General features: G+C 60.3%; 14 protein-coding genes. 6 read left to right on the top strand and 8 right to left on the bottom strand.

Annotated features, from left to right (window positions below):
- Nucleotides 1–4: 4 nt before the first annotated feature.
- Genes DXT77_RS24915 through msuE form a run of 3 tightly spaced genes read right to left on the bottom strand, consistent with a single transcriptional unit; the run spans nucleotide 5 to nucleotide 2,922 of the window.
- The gene (locus DXT77_RS24915) at nucleotides 5–1,192 is read right to left on the bottom strand and encodes an acyl-CoA dehydrogenase family protein (protein ID WP_085710688.1); all 1,188 of its coding nucleotides are present in this window, start codon (nucleotides 1,190–1,192) and stop codon (nucleotides 5–7) included.
- Between the two features lie 10 nt (nucleotides 1,193–1,202).
- On the bottom strand, nucleotides 1,203–2,348 hold the full coding sequence (gene ssuD / locus DXT77_RS24910) for an FMNH2-dependent alkanesulfonate monooxygenase (protein ID WP_007955828.1): 1,146 nt from the start codon (nucleotides 2,346–2,348) through the stop codon (nucleotides 1,203–1,205).
- 10 nt (nucleotides 2,349–2,358) lie between these two features.
- Complete coding sequence (gene msuE / locus DXT77_RS24905) at nucleotides 2,359–2,922, bottom strand: FMN reductase (protein WP_119429794.1); 564 nt, start codon at nucleotides 2,920–2,922, stop codon at nucleotides 2,359–2,361.
- A gap of 388 nt (nucleotides 2,923–3,310) precedes the next feature.
- Between msuE and DXT77_RS24900 the strand changes: the two genes are divergently transcribed.
- From DXT77_RS24900 to DXT77_RS24885, 4 genes are all read left to right on the top strand, one after another.
- Complete coding sequence (locus tag DXT77_RS24900; protein WP_119429573.1) at nucleotides 3,311–3,580, top strand: hypothetical protein; 270 nt, start codon at nucleotides 3,311–3,313, stop codon at nucleotides 3,578–3,580.
- Between the two features lie 101 nt (nucleotides 3,581–3,681).
- Nucleotides 3,682–4,296 (top strand): LysE family translocator, encoded by a 615-nt coding sequence (locus tag DXT77_RS24895; RefSeq protein WP_085710685.1) that lies wholly within the window; start codon nucleotides 3,682–3,684, stop codon nucleotides 4,294–4,296.
- 206 nt (nucleotides 4,297–4,502) lie between these two features.
- Nucleotides 4,503–5,669, top strand: coding sequence for an aminotransferase class V-fold PLP-dependent enzyme (locus tag DXT77_RS24890; protein ID WP_119429572.1), 1,167 nt, complete (start codon nucleotides 4,503–4,505; stop codon nucleotides 5,667–5,669).
- A 57-nt stretch (nucleotides 5,670–5,726) separates the two neighbouring features.
- Nucleotides 5,727–7,535, top strand: a complete 1,809-nt coding sequence (locus DXT77_RS24885) for an aminopeptidase P family protein (protein ID WP_119429571.1) — start codon at nucleotides 5,727–5,729, stop codon at nucleotides 7,533–7,535.
- On the opposite strand, the gene DXT77_RS24880 is transcribed toward DXT77_RS24885, so the two are convergent.
- The gene (locus DXT77_RS24880; protein ID WP_119429570.1) at nucleotides 7,528–8,436 is read right to left on the bottom strand and encodes a LysR family transcriptional regulator; all 909 of its coding nucleotides are present in this window, start codon (nucleotides 8,434–8,436) and stop codon (nucleotides 7,528–7,530) included. The two genes, DXT77_RS24885 and DXT77_RS24880, sit on opposite strands and share 8 nt — an antisense overlap.
- 112 nt (nucleotides 8,437–8,548) lie before the next feature.
- Here DXT77_RS24880 and DXT77_RS24875 point away from each other — a divergent pair, with 112 nt between their 5' ends.
- A complete protein-coding gene (locus DXT77_RS24875; RefSeq protein ID WP_119429569.1) occupies nucleotides 8,549–9,547 on the top strand; it encodes a zinc-dependent alcohol dehydrogenase family protein in 999 nt (332 codons plus the stop codon).
- On the opposite strand, the gene DXT77_RS24870 is transcribed toward DXT77_RS24875, so the two are convergent.
- A complete protein-coding gene (locus DXT77_RS24870) occupies nucleotides 9,544–10,134 on the bottom strand; it encodes a 2-hydroxychromene-2-carboxylate isomerase (RefSeq protein ID WP_119429568.1) in 591 nt (196 codons plus the stop codon). The two genes, DXT77_RS24875 and DXT77_RS24870, sit on opposite strands and share 4 nt — an antisense overlap.
- 33 nt (nucleotides 10,135–10,167) lie before the next feature.
- On the bottom strand, nucleotides 10,168–10,896 hold the full coding sequence (locus tag DXT77_RS24865; protein WP_119429567.1) for an SDR family oxidoreductase: 729 nt from the start codon (nucleotides 10,894–10,896) through the stop codon (nucleotides 10,168–10,170).
- A 92-nt stretch (nucleotides 10,897–10,988) separates the two neighbouring features.
- Here DXT77_RS24865 and DXT77_RS24860 point away from each other — a divergent pair, with 92 nt between their 5' ends.
- Nucleotides 10,989–11,558 (top strand): TetR/AcrR family transcriptional regulator, encoded by a 570-nt coding sequence (locus DXT77_RS24860; protein ID WP_119429566.1) that lies wholly within the window; start codon nucleotides 10,989–10,991, stop codon nucleotides 11,556–11,558.
- A gap of 10 nt (nucleotides 11,559–11,568) precedes the next feature.
- Here the strand turns inward: DXT77_RS24860 and DXT77_RS24855 are convergent, their stop codons facing one another.
- Both DXT77_RS24855 and rhtA read right to left on the bottom strand, forming a co-directional pair.
- Nucleotides 11,569–11,850, bottom strand: coding sequence for a hypothetical protein (locus DXT77_RS24855; protein ID WP_085711012.1), 282 nt, complete (start codon nucleotides 11,848–11,850; stop codon nucleotides 11,569–11,571).
- A gap of 168 nt (nucleotides 11,851–12,018) precedes the next feature.
- A complete protein-coding gene (gene rhtA, locus DXT77_RS24850) occupies nucleotides 12,019–12,906 on the bottom strand; it encodes a threonine/homoserine exporter RhtA (protein ID WP_119429565.1) in 888 nt (295 codons plus the stop codon).
- Nucleotides 12,907–13,318: the final 412 nt, after the last annotated feature.

Raw genomic sequence — 13,318 nt, 5'->3', positions numbered from 1 at the left:
GAAATCAGGAATAGAACGTCGGCACCGGCAGGGCCTGGTTCAGCGCCCAGTCGCCCAGCTCATGGAGTTTGTAATCCAGCGGGTCGTGCAGGGTTTGCGTGCGCAGGTTGCGCCAGTGGCGGTCGAGGCGCAGTGACGCATGGGTCGAACGGGCGCCGGTGACTTCGAACAGTCGGCTGCAAATCTCCAGGCCCTGGCGGCTGGCGGCGACCTTGGCCGTGGCAATTGCCGTGGCCAGGTGACCGCGCTCTTCGGCGCTCAGATTCGGGCCTTTGGCCCACGCCTCGTCGAGCAATGCGGCGGCGCGTTCCACCAGCAATCGGATGCCTTCGAGGGCGACCCAGAACTCGCCGTAATGGGCCAGCACATACGGGTCTTCACGCACCTCGCGCACCGAGGATTTGTGCCAGACCCGGGTTTCGCTGAGGGTGTATTGCCGCGCCTCTTCAAAGGCCCCTTCTGCGATGCCGAGAAACATGTGGGTGAACGTCAGTTGCGCGATCAGCGGGCGCAGGCAGGCGAACGGGGTGCTCAACGGCCCCGGATCCAGCAGCAGTTCCGATTCCTCGACCCGCACCCGTTCGAACGTGGCGCTGCCGCTGTCGGTCTGACGCTGGCCGATGTTGTTCCAGTCGTTGTGCAGGGTGATGCCGCTGCGGCCGCTGGGGATCGCCGCGATCAGCAGTTTGCCGCCGTTGCTTTCGTCCACCGCCGAGGCGATCAGCATCTGCGAATCGCTGGCGCCGGAGCAGAAGCTTTTCTTGCCGGAAAACTCGCGCCAGCCACCGAGGTCCTTGACCACGGTTCGGGTGTCCAGCGGATTGAGCGCGTTGCCCCAGAACCAGTTCTGCCGCGCGGTCTGCTCAAACCACGGCTGCCATTGTTCCGGGCGGGAAAACAGGCGCACGGTAGCCAGCATCAAATGATGAAAACCGAAGACGTGGGCGATCGAGCTGTCGACCTTGGCGAACTCGCGCACGACTTCCAGTGTTTCGCTCCAGCGCGCGCCGAGGCCGCCGTAACGGGTGGGGATGCTCAGGGCCAGCAGACCGCTGTCGCGCAGGGCGTCGCGTTCGGCTTTCGGCGTGCCGCCGCGCTCGTCGCGTTCGACGGCGGTCAGGGCAAATTCGGCGGCCAGTTGTCGGGCGGTCTGCAACGGGGAGAGCAGGGTGCTTTGCGGTTTGGCAGTCACTCGGTCTTCCTCAGGCGTTGGCTTTGGCGGGCAGAACATCGTTGGCGATCATTTCGCCGAACGGCCCGGTGAGGTTGGTCACGCCGCGTCCGGCCAGGCTCGCATACGGCTCGGGCAGCAGCGGGAAGACCAGCTCGGCAAAGCGGTAGGCCTCTTCCAGATGCGGGTAGCCGGAGAAGATGAAGCTCTCGATGCCCAGATCCGCGTACTCCTTGATCCGCGCCGCCACTTGCTGCGGATCGCCGACCAATGCAGTACCGGCACCGCCGCGCACCAGGCCGACGCCAGCCCACAGGTTTGGAGCGATTTCCAGGTTGTCGCGGCGCCCGTCGTGCAGGGCGGCCATGCGTCGCTGGCCTTCGGAGTCGAAGCGCGAGAAGGATTTCTGTGCAGCTTCGATGGTTTCGTCGCTGATGTGCTCGATCAGTTTGTCGGCGGCTTTCCAGGCTTCTTCCGCGGTCTCGCGCACGATCACGTGCAGGCGAATGCCGAACTTCACTTTGCGCCCGTGACGGGCGGCGCGTTCGCGCACATCGGCGAGTTTTTCGGCGACGGCGGCCGGTGGTTCGCCCCAGGTCAGGTACACGTCGACCTGCTCGGCGGCCAGATCATGGGCCGCGTCGGAGGAACCGCCGAAGTATAGCGGCGGGTAGGGTTTCTGCACCGGTGGATACAGGGCTTTGGCGTTTTGTACCTTCAGGTGTTTGCCTTCGAAATCCACCGCTTCGCCTTGCAGCACTCGGCGCCAGATCTTGAGAAATTCATCGGTGACTTCGTAGCGTTCGCTGTGGCTGAGGAAGCTGCCGTCGCCACGGTTTTCGTCCGGGTCACCGCCGGTCACGACGTTGATCAGCAGGCGGCCGTTGGACAGTCGATCCAGCGTCGCGGCCATGCGCGCCGAGACGGTCGGCGAGATGATCCCCGGACGGATCGCCACCAGATAACGCAGACGTTCAGTCAACGGCACCAGCGCCGAGGCGATCACCCACGAATCTTCGCAGGAACGCCCGGTAGGAATCAGCACACCGTGGTAGCCAAGGCTGTCGGCGGCTTGCGCCACTTGTTTCAGGTAATTGAGGGTGACCGGGCGCGCGCCTTGGGTGGTGCCCAGATAGTGGCCGTCGCCGTGGGTCGGCAGGAACCAGAAAACATCCATGAACAGCTCCTTAAGCGATTTTCAGCAACGGTTTGATGTGAGTGCCGAACAACGGCGCGGCGCGCTCGGCGGCCAGACGGATGCGCGCCTTGAGCGGCTCGCTGGTGATCTGGTAGTCCGCGAAGTCGGCCTCGGTGGCGTACACGCCGATCGGCAGGGTCACGGCCTGGAAGAAACTGAACAGCGGGCGCAACTGATGATCGAGCACCAGCGCATGGCGTTCGCTGCCACCGGTGGCGGCGAGCAGTACAGGGGTGTCGATCAGCGCATTCAGGTCGATCAGGTCGAACAAATGCTTGAGCAGTCCCGGATAGGAACCGCGATAGACCGGCGCCGCGACGATCAGCAAGTCAGCCTGTTCGATGGCTTGCAGCTCGGCTTCGATCTCCGCTGGCAACTCCTGACGGGACAACGCGGCGCCGAGCGGGCGGGCGATGTCACCGAGTTCGATCAGATGGCTCTCGACGGGCAGGTGCCCGGACAATTCGGTCAGCAGGGCCTGGGTCAGCACCAGGGTGCGCGATGGACGCCAGGTTCCGCCGGACAGGGCGACGACTTTCAATGGACGCGACATGGTCAGTTCCTTTTTCAACAGTTGCTCGGCGAGCAGTGAGTAGTCACTGGAGCAGAGCAAGCGCTGTACCAATTCCTGTAAGGCCCGTATTCCGGGGCTTTGAGCGTTGTCGGCGGCTGGGCTCGTGTGACTTTCAGGCCGGTTTGTTGAACCGCTGTTGTCTGGGAAACAGTTGCTGGAGCAACAGTGCCGAACGCGATGGAGGATTTATAAAGGCTGACTGTTATTCCGTAAAAGACTGTTAATTGATATTGATAGATCGTTTATGAATATTTGAAGCCGATCTGTCGGAAACCTGATAGCCACTATTGAGAGCGTTGATTTCTGCCACGACGAGCCCGGGCGTAGCCTTTCTCCATCGACCCACACTGCTCGCCAGGACGCTCCCATGAATCGTTTAATGACTGTTTCCCTGATGTTCGCTGTCTCCGTTCTCGCCGGTTGCGCCAGCCACGTTTCCCCGGAACTTCGCCCCTACACGGCGGAAGAAACTCGCGAACTGGCCCTCGAAAGCCTGAACCGCCGCGGCTTGTCCTTCGAGGAATACCAGGTGAAAAAAGCCGAATTGCTCGGCCAGCCACAGAAGCCTTTCGGGTTTGATAACAAGGGTGAAATGAGCGCAGAGCGGGCCGTACAGCTGCACGGTCGTCCTAGCTGAGCCGCAACTGTACTGCTCGAAGTTTTACCCAACTGTCCGTGGGTTTGCGCGGCGCCGTGGGATAGGGTCAACACCTGAATGACCCTGACGGACTGCCTGCCATGACCCTCTCGCTCGACCTGTTGCTGGGCTTCGCCCTGTTTGCCCTTGTCACCTCGATCACACCGGGGCCGAACAACACCATGTTGCTGGCATCGGGCGTGAATTTCGGCTTCAACCGCACCATTCCCCACATGCTCGGCATTACCTGCGGCTTCTTCGTGCTGGTGGTGGCAGTGGGTTTTGGTTTGGGCGCGGTGTTCCAGACTTATCCGCTGCTTTATACGGTCTTGCGTTATGTGGGCGCAGCGTACTTGTTGTACCTTGCGTGGAAAATCGCCCATTCCGGCCCGGTCGGCGAAAGCGAATCCGGCGAGGCGAAACCGATCAGCTACCTCGGCGCAGCGGCCTTCCAGTGGGTCAATCCCAAGGCGTGGATCATGGCTATTGGCGCCATCAGTACCTACACGCCGATGCAGGGTTATTTCACCAACGTGATCGTGATTGCGGCGGTGTTCGCCATCATCAACCTGCCGAGCGTCGGCGTCTGGGCGGCGTGCGGGACCCTGTTGCGTAACGTATTGAAGGATCGCCGCTGGTTGCGGGTGTTCAACTGGGGCATGGCGGCGCTGCTGGTGATTTCGCTGTATCCGTTACTCCTTGAAAGCTTTAGCTGACGCAGTGCTACAACCGCCGGCCCGATGCCTGTTAAAGTCGCGTTCAGGAGCGTTCCTACGCACTTTTAAATGAAGTTGTTCTTCTTTAACGGCATCCGATCAGGTATTGATGACGCTCTCGAACCCGGACGCAGCTCACAAGGCTGCGTCGTGCCGTTTGTAGACACGAGCTTCCTGATCCCGGAACACGCTCTGCGAGTCTTTTTATGAACACACGTCCGCTGTATTTCGATTACGCCGCCACCACCCCGGTGGACGAGCGGGTCATCCAGGTGATGATCGAGTGTCTGGGTTTCAACGGTAACTTCGGCAACCCGGCCTCCAGCTCCCACGCCTTCGGCCAGCAGGCCCGGCAAACGGTCGAGAACGCTCGCCAACAAGTCGCCGAACTGGTCGGCGCCCAGGCGCAACAGATTGTCTGGACCTCCGGCGCCACCGAATCCAACAACCTCGCCCTCAAAGGCGTGGCCCAGGCACGCGGCGTGTCCGGCGGCCACATCATCACCAGTCAGATCGAACACAAGGCCATCCTCGACACCGCCCGGCAATTGCAGGATGCCGGTGTTGCCGTGACCTATCTGGTGCCGGACGCCGACGGCCTGATTACCCCGCAAGCGGTCAGCGAAGCGATGCGCGATGACACCTTTCTGGTGTCGCTGATGCTGGTCAACAACGAACTCGGCACCGTCAACGACATCCCGGCCATCGGTGAAGTGGTGCGTGGACGTGGTGCGTTGTTTCATGTCGATGCGGCCCAGGGCGCCGGCAAGGTCGCGATCGATCTGGCGCAATGGCCGGTGGACCTGATGTCGTTCTCGGCGCACAAGCTCTACGGCCCCAAAGGCATCGGTGCGCTGTACGTTGGCCCGCGTGCGCAACAGCGTTTGCAGGCGCAGATTCACGGCGGTGGCCACGAGGGCGGATTGCGTTCCGGTACGCTGGCGACGCATCAGATCGCCGCCATGGGCTCGGCCTTTGCCTTGGCCGCCGAGGCTTTCGATGACGAGAAGAAAACCATCGTCGCGCTGCGCGAGCGACTGCTCGAACAACTGTTGAGCCTGCCCGGCGTGCGCCTCAATGGCAGCGTTACTCAACGAATTCCGCACACCTTGAGCCTGACCTTCAGCGAAGGCGAGTTCAACCCGGCGGCGCTGAGCCATTCGATCGCGTTTTCCGCGACTTCGGCCTGCAATTCCGCGAGCAACACACCGTCCCACGTTTTGCTGGCATTGGGGCACGATGCGCATCTGGCCGGCCGTACCATTCGCCTGAGCCTCGGCCGTTTCACCACCGCCGAGGACATCGACAAAGCTGTAGATCTGATCAAGACCGCCTGTGCCAGTGCTCCGGCATTCTGGGCGACAGGGCTTTAACGAGCCGGCTTCGAACGGCACCGAACAATAACGATGAAGTGATTGGCAGGAGACATGATGAGTACCCAGACTTTGACCGAAGGAACGGTTCCCCAGCGCCTGGCGCACACCCGCGAACTGATGCGTCGCGAAGGCATTCACGCACTGCTGGTGCCGTCCGCCGACCCGCACCTGTCGGAATACCTGCCGGGCTACTGGCAGGGGCGGCAGTGGTTGTCGGGTTTCCATGGCTCGGTCGGCACGTTGATTGTCACCACCGATTTCGCCGGGGTCTGGGCCGACAGTCGTTACTGGGAACAGGCGACCAAGGAACTCAAGGGCAGCGGCATCGAACTGGTGAAACTGCAACCGGGTCAGCCGAGCCCGCTGGACTGGCTCGCCGAGCAGACACCGGAAGGTGGCGTGGTCGCCGTCGACGGCGCGGTAATGGCCGTGGCCTCGGCGCGGACCCTGGGCAGCAAGCTCGAAGCGCGGGGCGCCAGCCTGCGTACCGACCTCGACCTGTTGAACGAAGTCTGGAGCGACCGTCCGGGTCTGCCGAACGCGCCGATCTATCAACACTTGCCGCCGCAGGCGACCGTCAGCCGTGGCGAGAAACTCGCCCAGTTGCGTGAAACCCTGCAGGAACGCGGCGCCGATTGGCACTTTATCGCCACCCTCGACGATATCGCCTGGCTGTTCAACCTGCGCGGCGGCGATGTGTCGTTCAACCCGGTTTTTGTTTCCTTCGCCCTGATCGGTCAACAAAAGGCCACGCTGTTTGTGGCGTTGAGCAAGGTCGACGCTGATCTGCGCGCCGTGCTGGAAAAGGACGGCGTGACTTTGCGCGACTACAGCGAAGTTGCCGAGGCCTTGGCTGCGATCCCGAACGGCGCGAGCCTGCTGGTGGATCCGGCGCGGGTGACCAGCGGCCTGCTGGGCAACCTCGACAGCGGTGTGAAACTGGTCGAAGGCCTGAATCCGACCACATTGGCCAAATCACAAAAAAGCCCGGCGGATGCCGAGCACATTCGTCAGGCGATGGAGCAGGACGGCGCGGCGCTGTGCGAGTTCTTCACCTGGCTGGAATCGGCCTGGGGCCGCGAGCGCATTACCGAGTTGACCATTGACGAGAAACTCACGGCAGCCCGTGAGCGTCGCCCGGATTATGTGTCGCTGAGTTTCAACACCATCGCTGCGTACAACGCCAACGGCGCGATGCCGCACTACCACGCCACCCCGGAAGAGCACGCAGTGATCGAGGGTGACGGCTTGCTGCTGATCGACTCAGGCGGCCAATACCTGGGCGGTACCACTGACATCACGCGCATGGTGGCGGTTGGTACGCCGAGTGCAGAACAGAAACGTGACTGCACCCGCGTGTTGAAGGGGGTGATCGCATTGTCCTGCGCACATTTCCCGAAAGGCATTCTGTCGCCGCTGCTGGATGCGATTGCCCGTGCGCCGATCTGGGCCGAGAACGTGGATTACGGCCATGGCACCGGTCACGGCGTAGGTTATTTCCTCAACGTGCACGAAGGTCCGCAGGTGATTGCCTATCAGGCTGCGCCGGCGCCGCAAACCGCCATGCAACTGGGGATGATCACCTCCATCGAGCCGGGTACTTATCGTCCGGGTCGCTGGGGTGTGCGGATCGAGAACCTGGCAATGAACGTCGTTGCCGGAAGCAGCGAGTTCGGCGAGTTCCTCAAGTTCGAAACCCTGACCCTGTGCCCGATCGACACCCGTTGCCTGGAACCGTCCTTGCTCACGCAGGAAGAGAAGCAATGGTTCAACGCCTATCACGCCGAAGTGCGCGAGCGTCTGAGCCCGTTGCTCAGCGGTGAGGCACTGGCGTGGTTGAACACGCGTACTGCCGCTATTTGATGGGTTGAAGCTCGGGCGCTGCTGCCAGCGCCCGGGTCATGTACTCGACAAACGCGTTGACCCTGGCGGACTGGCGACGGTTCGCCGGGGACACGGCGTGTATCGGCAGTGATCGGGTCTGGTAGTCCTGCAACAGGGCGACCACTCGACCCGCCTTCAGATCCTCGCTGAACAGCCACACCGGTGACAGCGAAATCCCCAATCCTCCCAAGACCATCTCACGGATTGCCTCGGAGTTGTTGCTCTGGGCATTGCCTTTGATGCGCACCTCGTGGCGCTGGCCGTCCTTTTCGTAAGTCCACAGGTTTTGCGATTCGAGCAGGTTGAATTGCAGGCAGTTGTGCTGCGCCAGATCCTGCGGCGATTGCGGATGTTCATGGCGTTGCAGATAGACAGGCGCTGCAACGGTGACGCGGTGGGTGGTGCCGATTCGTCGGGCGATCATGGCGCTGTCATTCAACTCGCCGATGCGCAGGCTGACATCCAGGCCTTCGCTGACCAGATCCAGATTCTGGTCGTTCAGATGCAGGTCGATCTGAACCTGTGGGTATAACTTGAGAAAATCGGGGAGCCTTGGAGCGATCTGCTGGCGGCCGAAACTGACTGATGAGCCGATGCGTAACGCCCCGGCGACTGTTTCGCGGCCGGACTGGAAACTGTGTTCTGCAGCATCCACCGCTGCAAGAATATTCCGGCATTCGTTGTAGTACCGCTGACCTTCATCGGTCAGCGACAGCTTGCGCGTACTGCGGGCAATCAGCTTGCCGCCCAGCTGGGTTTCCAGGGCGCGCAGAACCTTGCTGATGGTGGGTTGAGTGGTTTGCAGCTCACGGGCCACGGCGGAAAAACTACCGCGCTCGACCACCCGGACGAAGATTGCCATTGCGTTGAGCTTGTCCACGAAGCGCCTCATTCATGCCGGATTGGCATGATCACTATAGTCATTCGGTGTCTTATCGGCATGGTTAGGTTGGGAGAGCATGGCTTCACTTTCTCCCACAGGAATGACCGAAATGACTGACTCACTGCACATGCGCGCGCTGATGGTGGACACCGCTAACGGTCCGCTACGCTTGGTTTCCCTTGAACGTCCCGTGGCGGGTGTTGGACAGGTATTGGTACGGATCAAGGCCAGTGGTGTAAATCCGCTGGATCTGAAAATCCGTGCAGGGCAGGCCGCCCATGCTCGACAGCCGTTGCCGGCGGTGTTGGGGCTGGATCTGTCGGGTGTGATTGAAGCGGTGGGTGAGGGTGTGCAGGGGTGGGCGCCGGGCGATGAGGTTTATGCGTTGGCGACCGGCATTGGCGGCGTACAGGGTTCGCTGGCGGAATTTGCGGTGGTTGATGCGCGGCTTCTGGCGCGTAAACGGGTAAATCTGAGCATGCACGAGGCCGCTGGTTTGCCGCTGGTGCTGATTACTGCCTGGGAAGGCCTGGTTGATCGGGCACGAGTGAGTGCCGGGCAAAAGGTATTGATTCACGGTGGCGCGGGTGGCGTCGGGCATGTGGCGGTGCAAATTGCCCGCTCGTTTGGTGCCGAGGTTTTTGCGACGGGGTCCGCAGGGCAACGCGGGATTATTGAAGGTTATGGCGCAACGTTCATTGATTACCGCGAAATGTCGGTTGACGACTATGTTCGCGAGTACACGGCGGGGGAGGGGTTCGATATCGTTTATGACACGGTCGGCGGTGAAACGCTGGATGCGTCCTTCAAGGCTACGCGCATCTACCATGGGCATGTCCTGAGTTGCCTGGGCTGGGGGCAGCATAGTCTGGCGCCGCTGTCTTTTCGCGGTGCGACCTACTCAGGCGTGTTTACCTTGTTGCCTCTGCTGACCGGGAAGGGGGGCGACCATCATGGCGAGATCCTGCGCCAGGCTGCCTTGTTGATTGAAGCTGGAGAGGTGAAGCCGCTGCTTGATGCGCGTCGTTTTACGCTTGAATCAGCCGGCGAGGCCCATGAGCTGCTTTCGTCGAAAGCAGCCCGGGGACGTCTGGTGGTAGAGATCTAGCGCAGGGCTTCTTCAACGAAGTCGAGCCGGTCCTGACCGAAGAACAACTGATTGTCGATGAACATGCTCGGTGCACCGAAGACGCCACGTTTCACGGCAGTCTCGGTGTTGTCCTTGAGGGCGGCCTTGACCGCTTCATCATTGGTCAGTGCCAGTACCTGCTCAGGATTGAAGCCATGTTCGGTCAGCACCGCTGCAACCGTTGCCGGTTCATCGAGGCTGCGACCCTCAACCCACAACGCTTTGAACAGGCAGTCGATGAACGCGTGGAAGCGCTCCGGGTGGCGCAATTGAATGCCGGTCACCGCCCGCATCAGCATCAGGGTATTGATCGGGAAATGCGGGTTGAATTTCAGGGGTACGCCGTAGCGCTTGGCGTAGCGGTCCAGGTCCTGAAACATGTAGCGGCCCTTGGCCGGAATCATCGCCGGTGAGGCGTTGCCGGTGGCCTTGAACACGCCGCCCAGCAGCATCGGGATATAAATCAGCTGGCTGCCGGTCTTGGCGCAGATTCCTGGCAGCTGGGTGTACGCCAGATAGGTGGCGGGGCTGCCAAGGTCGAAGTAGAACTCCACGGTTTTGCTCATGATCGCTGCACTCATTGTTGTTATTGGGAGGGGTTACCAGCGTTCGCTCCAGGGGCGCAGATCCAGCTCGAAGGTCCAGGCATCCCTTGGCTGGCTGTGCAAGTACCAATAGTTTTCGGCGATGTGCTCGGGATTGAGAATACTGTCCTGATCCTTGGTGGCGTACTTGTCGGGGAAGTTGCTGCGGATGAAATCGGTGTCGATGGCGCCGTCGACCACGATGTGGGCGACGTGAATGTTCATATGGCCGAGTTCCCGGGCCATGCTTTGCGCCAGTGCGCGGATGCCATGTTTGGCGCCGGCGAATGCGGCAAAACCGGAAGCACCACGCAGCCCGGCGGTAGCACCGGTGAACAGAATGGTGCCGCGCTTGCGCGTGACCATGCGCTTGGCGACTTCGCGGGCATTCAGGAATCCGGAGAAACAGGCCATTTCCCAGATCTTGAAATACTTGCGTGCCGTTTCTTCGAGAATGCTGCAAGGCACATTGGCGCCGATGTTGAAAACGAATGCTTCGATCGGACCGAGGCGGGTTTCGATATCTTCGATCAGCGCAATCACGTCTTCTTCCTTGCGCGCGTCGCAGGCAAAACCGTGGGCTTCTCCGCCGTCTGCCTGGATGGCTTCCACCAACGGCTGCAATTTGTCGGCACTGCGACGTGTGACGCAAGCGATGAAACCTTCCTTGGCGAACCGCTTGGCAATGGCACCGCCCGTGGCATCACCAGCACCGACAACCAATACGACCTTCTTGTTATTCATGGGTGGATCCCTTTAGTAAACGATCGTTAAGTGAACGAACGTTATGCTAGGATTTACTCAGCGTCAAGGCAGTCCATTGCGAGGGCAAATACATGCGGTACTCCGCCGGTCACAAGCTTGAAACCAAAGAAAAGTTACTGCAAAGCAGTTCGCTGTCTGCGAAAAAAACCGGGTTTTCAACTATGGGCGTCGACGGACTGATGAAGGCGATCGGCCTCAGTGGCGCGGCTTTCTACAGCCATTTCTCATCCAAGGATGCGTTGTTCGCGGCTGTCGTCGAGCGCGAGTTGTGCCAGAGCCTGGAGCGGCTGGGCGGGCGGGGTGAACAGGATCGCGAACGGTTGGAGCGGTGCCTGAAGCTGTATTTGAGCATGGCTCATGTCGAGCAACCTGAGCTGGGTTGCGCCTTACCGGCACTGGGCGCCGAGATTGCGCGCTCGGATGTTGCTGTGCGGGAACAGGCGGAGCTGTGGATTTGTCGGCTTCAGGAAAGTTGGGCGCAGATTCTGGAGAGCGACAGCCTGGCCTGGGCGATTCTGTCGCAATGTGTCGGGGCATTGGTGGTAGCGCGGATGTTGGCATCCCCGCAGATTCAGCAGCGGGTGCTCGAATCCAGTCACGAAGAGATTGGCCGCCAGCTCGCCGTTCAGCGAGCACAATAGCTGCGATGGCTTATTTGCAGATGACGATCATGCTTCGGCTGGTATAGCCGGCGGGGTTGAGGCCGAAGGGATAATCACCCGGCTCCTCCACCGCATCCCCGGATTTTGCGATGACTTTGTAACCCTTCGGCGCGCAGGAGTTGGCGGCACTGGTGTAGCACTTGTCCCAGGAAGAGGAAAGCCCTGAACAGTTGATGTGCAGCCCTTTTTTGCCGTGCTTTACCTGAGCCTTGGAGGTCGCCGCGCATCCCGAAATGGCGAGTATGGCGATCAGTATCAAAATTCGTTTCATTACCGTCCTTATGGCGGCCTCGAGTCTGGCGCTCGGGTCTGCCTGCATTCGCTCTCGCTTGACGCGTTCCGATGTCCCTATCCGAAAAAGTCCATATCTGGCACTGAGTTGCGAGGCTAAACATGGCCTAAATGAGCCGTAAATGCCAGACCTTCGTTACAACCGCTTTCAATCCGCCGCAATCACGGGCTTGGCGTGGCTGCCCATGGTCATCGTTGCACCGACGGAAGCCAGAATAATGCACAGGATGGCCATCCATTGTGACAAGGAGAGATATTCCTGCAGGAACAGCAGCCCCGATAGCGCACCAAATGCCGGCTCAATGCTCATCAGCGTACCGAAAGTACGAGCGGGCATGCGGGTGAGGGCGACCATTTCCAGGGTGTAGGGCAGGGCGGTGGAAAGTACTGCGACACCAATGGCTATCGGGATCAATGACGGCGTCAGCAATGCAGCACCGGCGTGGACGATCCCGATGGGTGCTACGAACAGGGCTGCGATCATCACGCCCAGCGCCGCAGTCGTCACGCCGTTGTCAGCGCCGGCCTTCTGACCGAAGAGAATGTAAAGTGCCCAGCAAACACCAGCGCCCAGCGCATAGGCCACACCGGTAAGGTCGAGACCCGCTGTCGCTGCACCTGTTGGTATCAATAGCAGCAATCCGACGGCGGCGAGGGCAATCCAGAGGAAATCGATTGCACGACGGGAGGCGTAGATGGCGACGGCCAGCGGCCCGGTGAACTCCAGCGCAACCGCAATCCCGAGCGGCACGGTGCGCAAGGACATATAGAAGAGGAAGTTCATGCCGCCCAGCGCCATCCCGTACACGATCACGGTGCGCAACGATCTGGCCGTCAGCTTTGCCCTCCAGGGTCTCAGCAATAGCAGCATGATTACGCTGGCGAACATCAGGCGTAGCGTCGTTGTGCCTTGGGCGCCTACGATGGGGAACATGCTTTTGGCCAGAGACGCGCCTGACTGGATCGATGCCATGGCGATCAATATCAGGCCAACCGGAAACAGGATGGATACAAGACTGCGGGGTTGGTCGTTCATTGCGCGGCATCGTCCGATAGTAATGGCAGTAGAAGGCACTCACTGAGTGATGGGCAATATACTGCGCATTCGCTGGTGTTGCGTCTATATATAAGCGGGCTTTTTGAGTCGAGTGATAGAAAAATCAAATTAGGGGTTGACGGCAGATTCTGAGTCTCTATAATTCGCCCCACTTCTAGCGCAGTCGAAACGGAAAACTCCTTGATATTCAATGAGTTATGTAGGTTTCGATAGCGAGTTGCTTCAGGTTATCGAAGCCTGGAAGGCGTTGGAAATGCCGGTCTTCTGGCGCTTTCAACGGTTCGGTCTTCTCGATCGAAAGCGGAGAAAAAGAGGTGTTGACAGCAGCGTGTAACGCTGTAGAATTCGCCTCCCGCTAACGAGAGATCGGAAGCGCAGGTGGTTGAAGTTG

Source organism: Pseudomonas sp. 91RF, assembly GCF_003576265.1.
GTDB classification, from domain to species: Bacteria; Pseudomonadota; Gammaproteobacteria; order Pseudomonadales; family Pseudomonadaceae; genus Aquipseudomonas; species Aquipseudomonas kribbensis.
This window is presented reverse-complemented; position numbering and strand designations above follow the sequence as displayed.

What these genes read in the sequence shown, in the direction of transcription:
- ssuD (WP_007955828.1), bottom strand. Translation starts at nt 2,348, where the DNA reads ATGGATGTTTTCTGGTTCCTGCCGACCCACGGCGACGGCCACTATCTG.
- msuE (WP_119429794.1), bottom strand. Translation starts at nt 2,922, where the DNA reads ATGTCGCGTCCATTGAAAGTCGTCGCCCTGTCCGGCGGAACCTGGCGT.
- DXT77_RS24900 (WP_119429573.1), top strand. Translation starts at nt 3,311, where the DNA reads ATGAATCGTTTAATGACTGTTTCCCTGATGTTCGCTGTCTCCGTTCTC.
- DXT77_RS24895 (WP_085710685.1), top strand. Translation starts at nt 3,682, where the DNA reads ATGACCCTCTCGCTCGACCTGTTGCTGGGCTTCGCCCTGTTTGCCCTT.
- DXT77_RS24890 (WP_119429572.1), top strand. Translation starts at nt 4,503, where the DNA reads ATGAACACACGTCCGCTGTATTTCGATTACGCCGCCACCACCCCGGTG.
- DXT77_RS24885 (WP_119429571.1), top strand. Translation starts at nt 5,727, where the DNA reads ATGAGTACCCAGACTTTGACCGAAGGAACGGTTCCCCAGCGCCTGGCG.
- DXT77_RS24875 (WP_119429569.1), top strand. Translation starts at nt 8,549, where the DNA reads ATGACTGACTCACTGCACATGCGCGCGCTGATGGTGGACACCGCTAAC.
- DXT77_RS24870 (WP_119429568.1), bottom strand. Translation starts at nt 10,134, where the DNA reads ATGAGCAAAACCGTGGAGTTCTACTTCGACCTTGGCAGCCCCGCCACC.
- DXT77_RS24865 (WP_119429567.1), bottom strand. Translation starts at nt 10,896, where the DNA reads ATGAATAACAAGAAGGTCGTATTGGTTGTCGGTGCTGGTGATGCCACG.
- DXT77_RS24860 (WP_119429566.1), top strand. Translation starts at nt 10,989, where the DNA reads ATGCGGTACTCCGCCGGTCACAAGCTTGAAACCAAAGAAAAGTTACTG.
- DXT77_RS24855 (WP_085711012.1), bottom strand. Translation starts at nt 11,850, where the DNA reads ATGAAACGAATTTTGATACTGATCGCCATACTCGCCATTTCGGGATGC.
- rhtA (WP_119429565.1), bottom strand. Translation starts at nt 12,906, where the DNA reads ATGAACGACCAACCCCGCAGTCTTGTATCCATCCTGTTTCCGGTTGGC.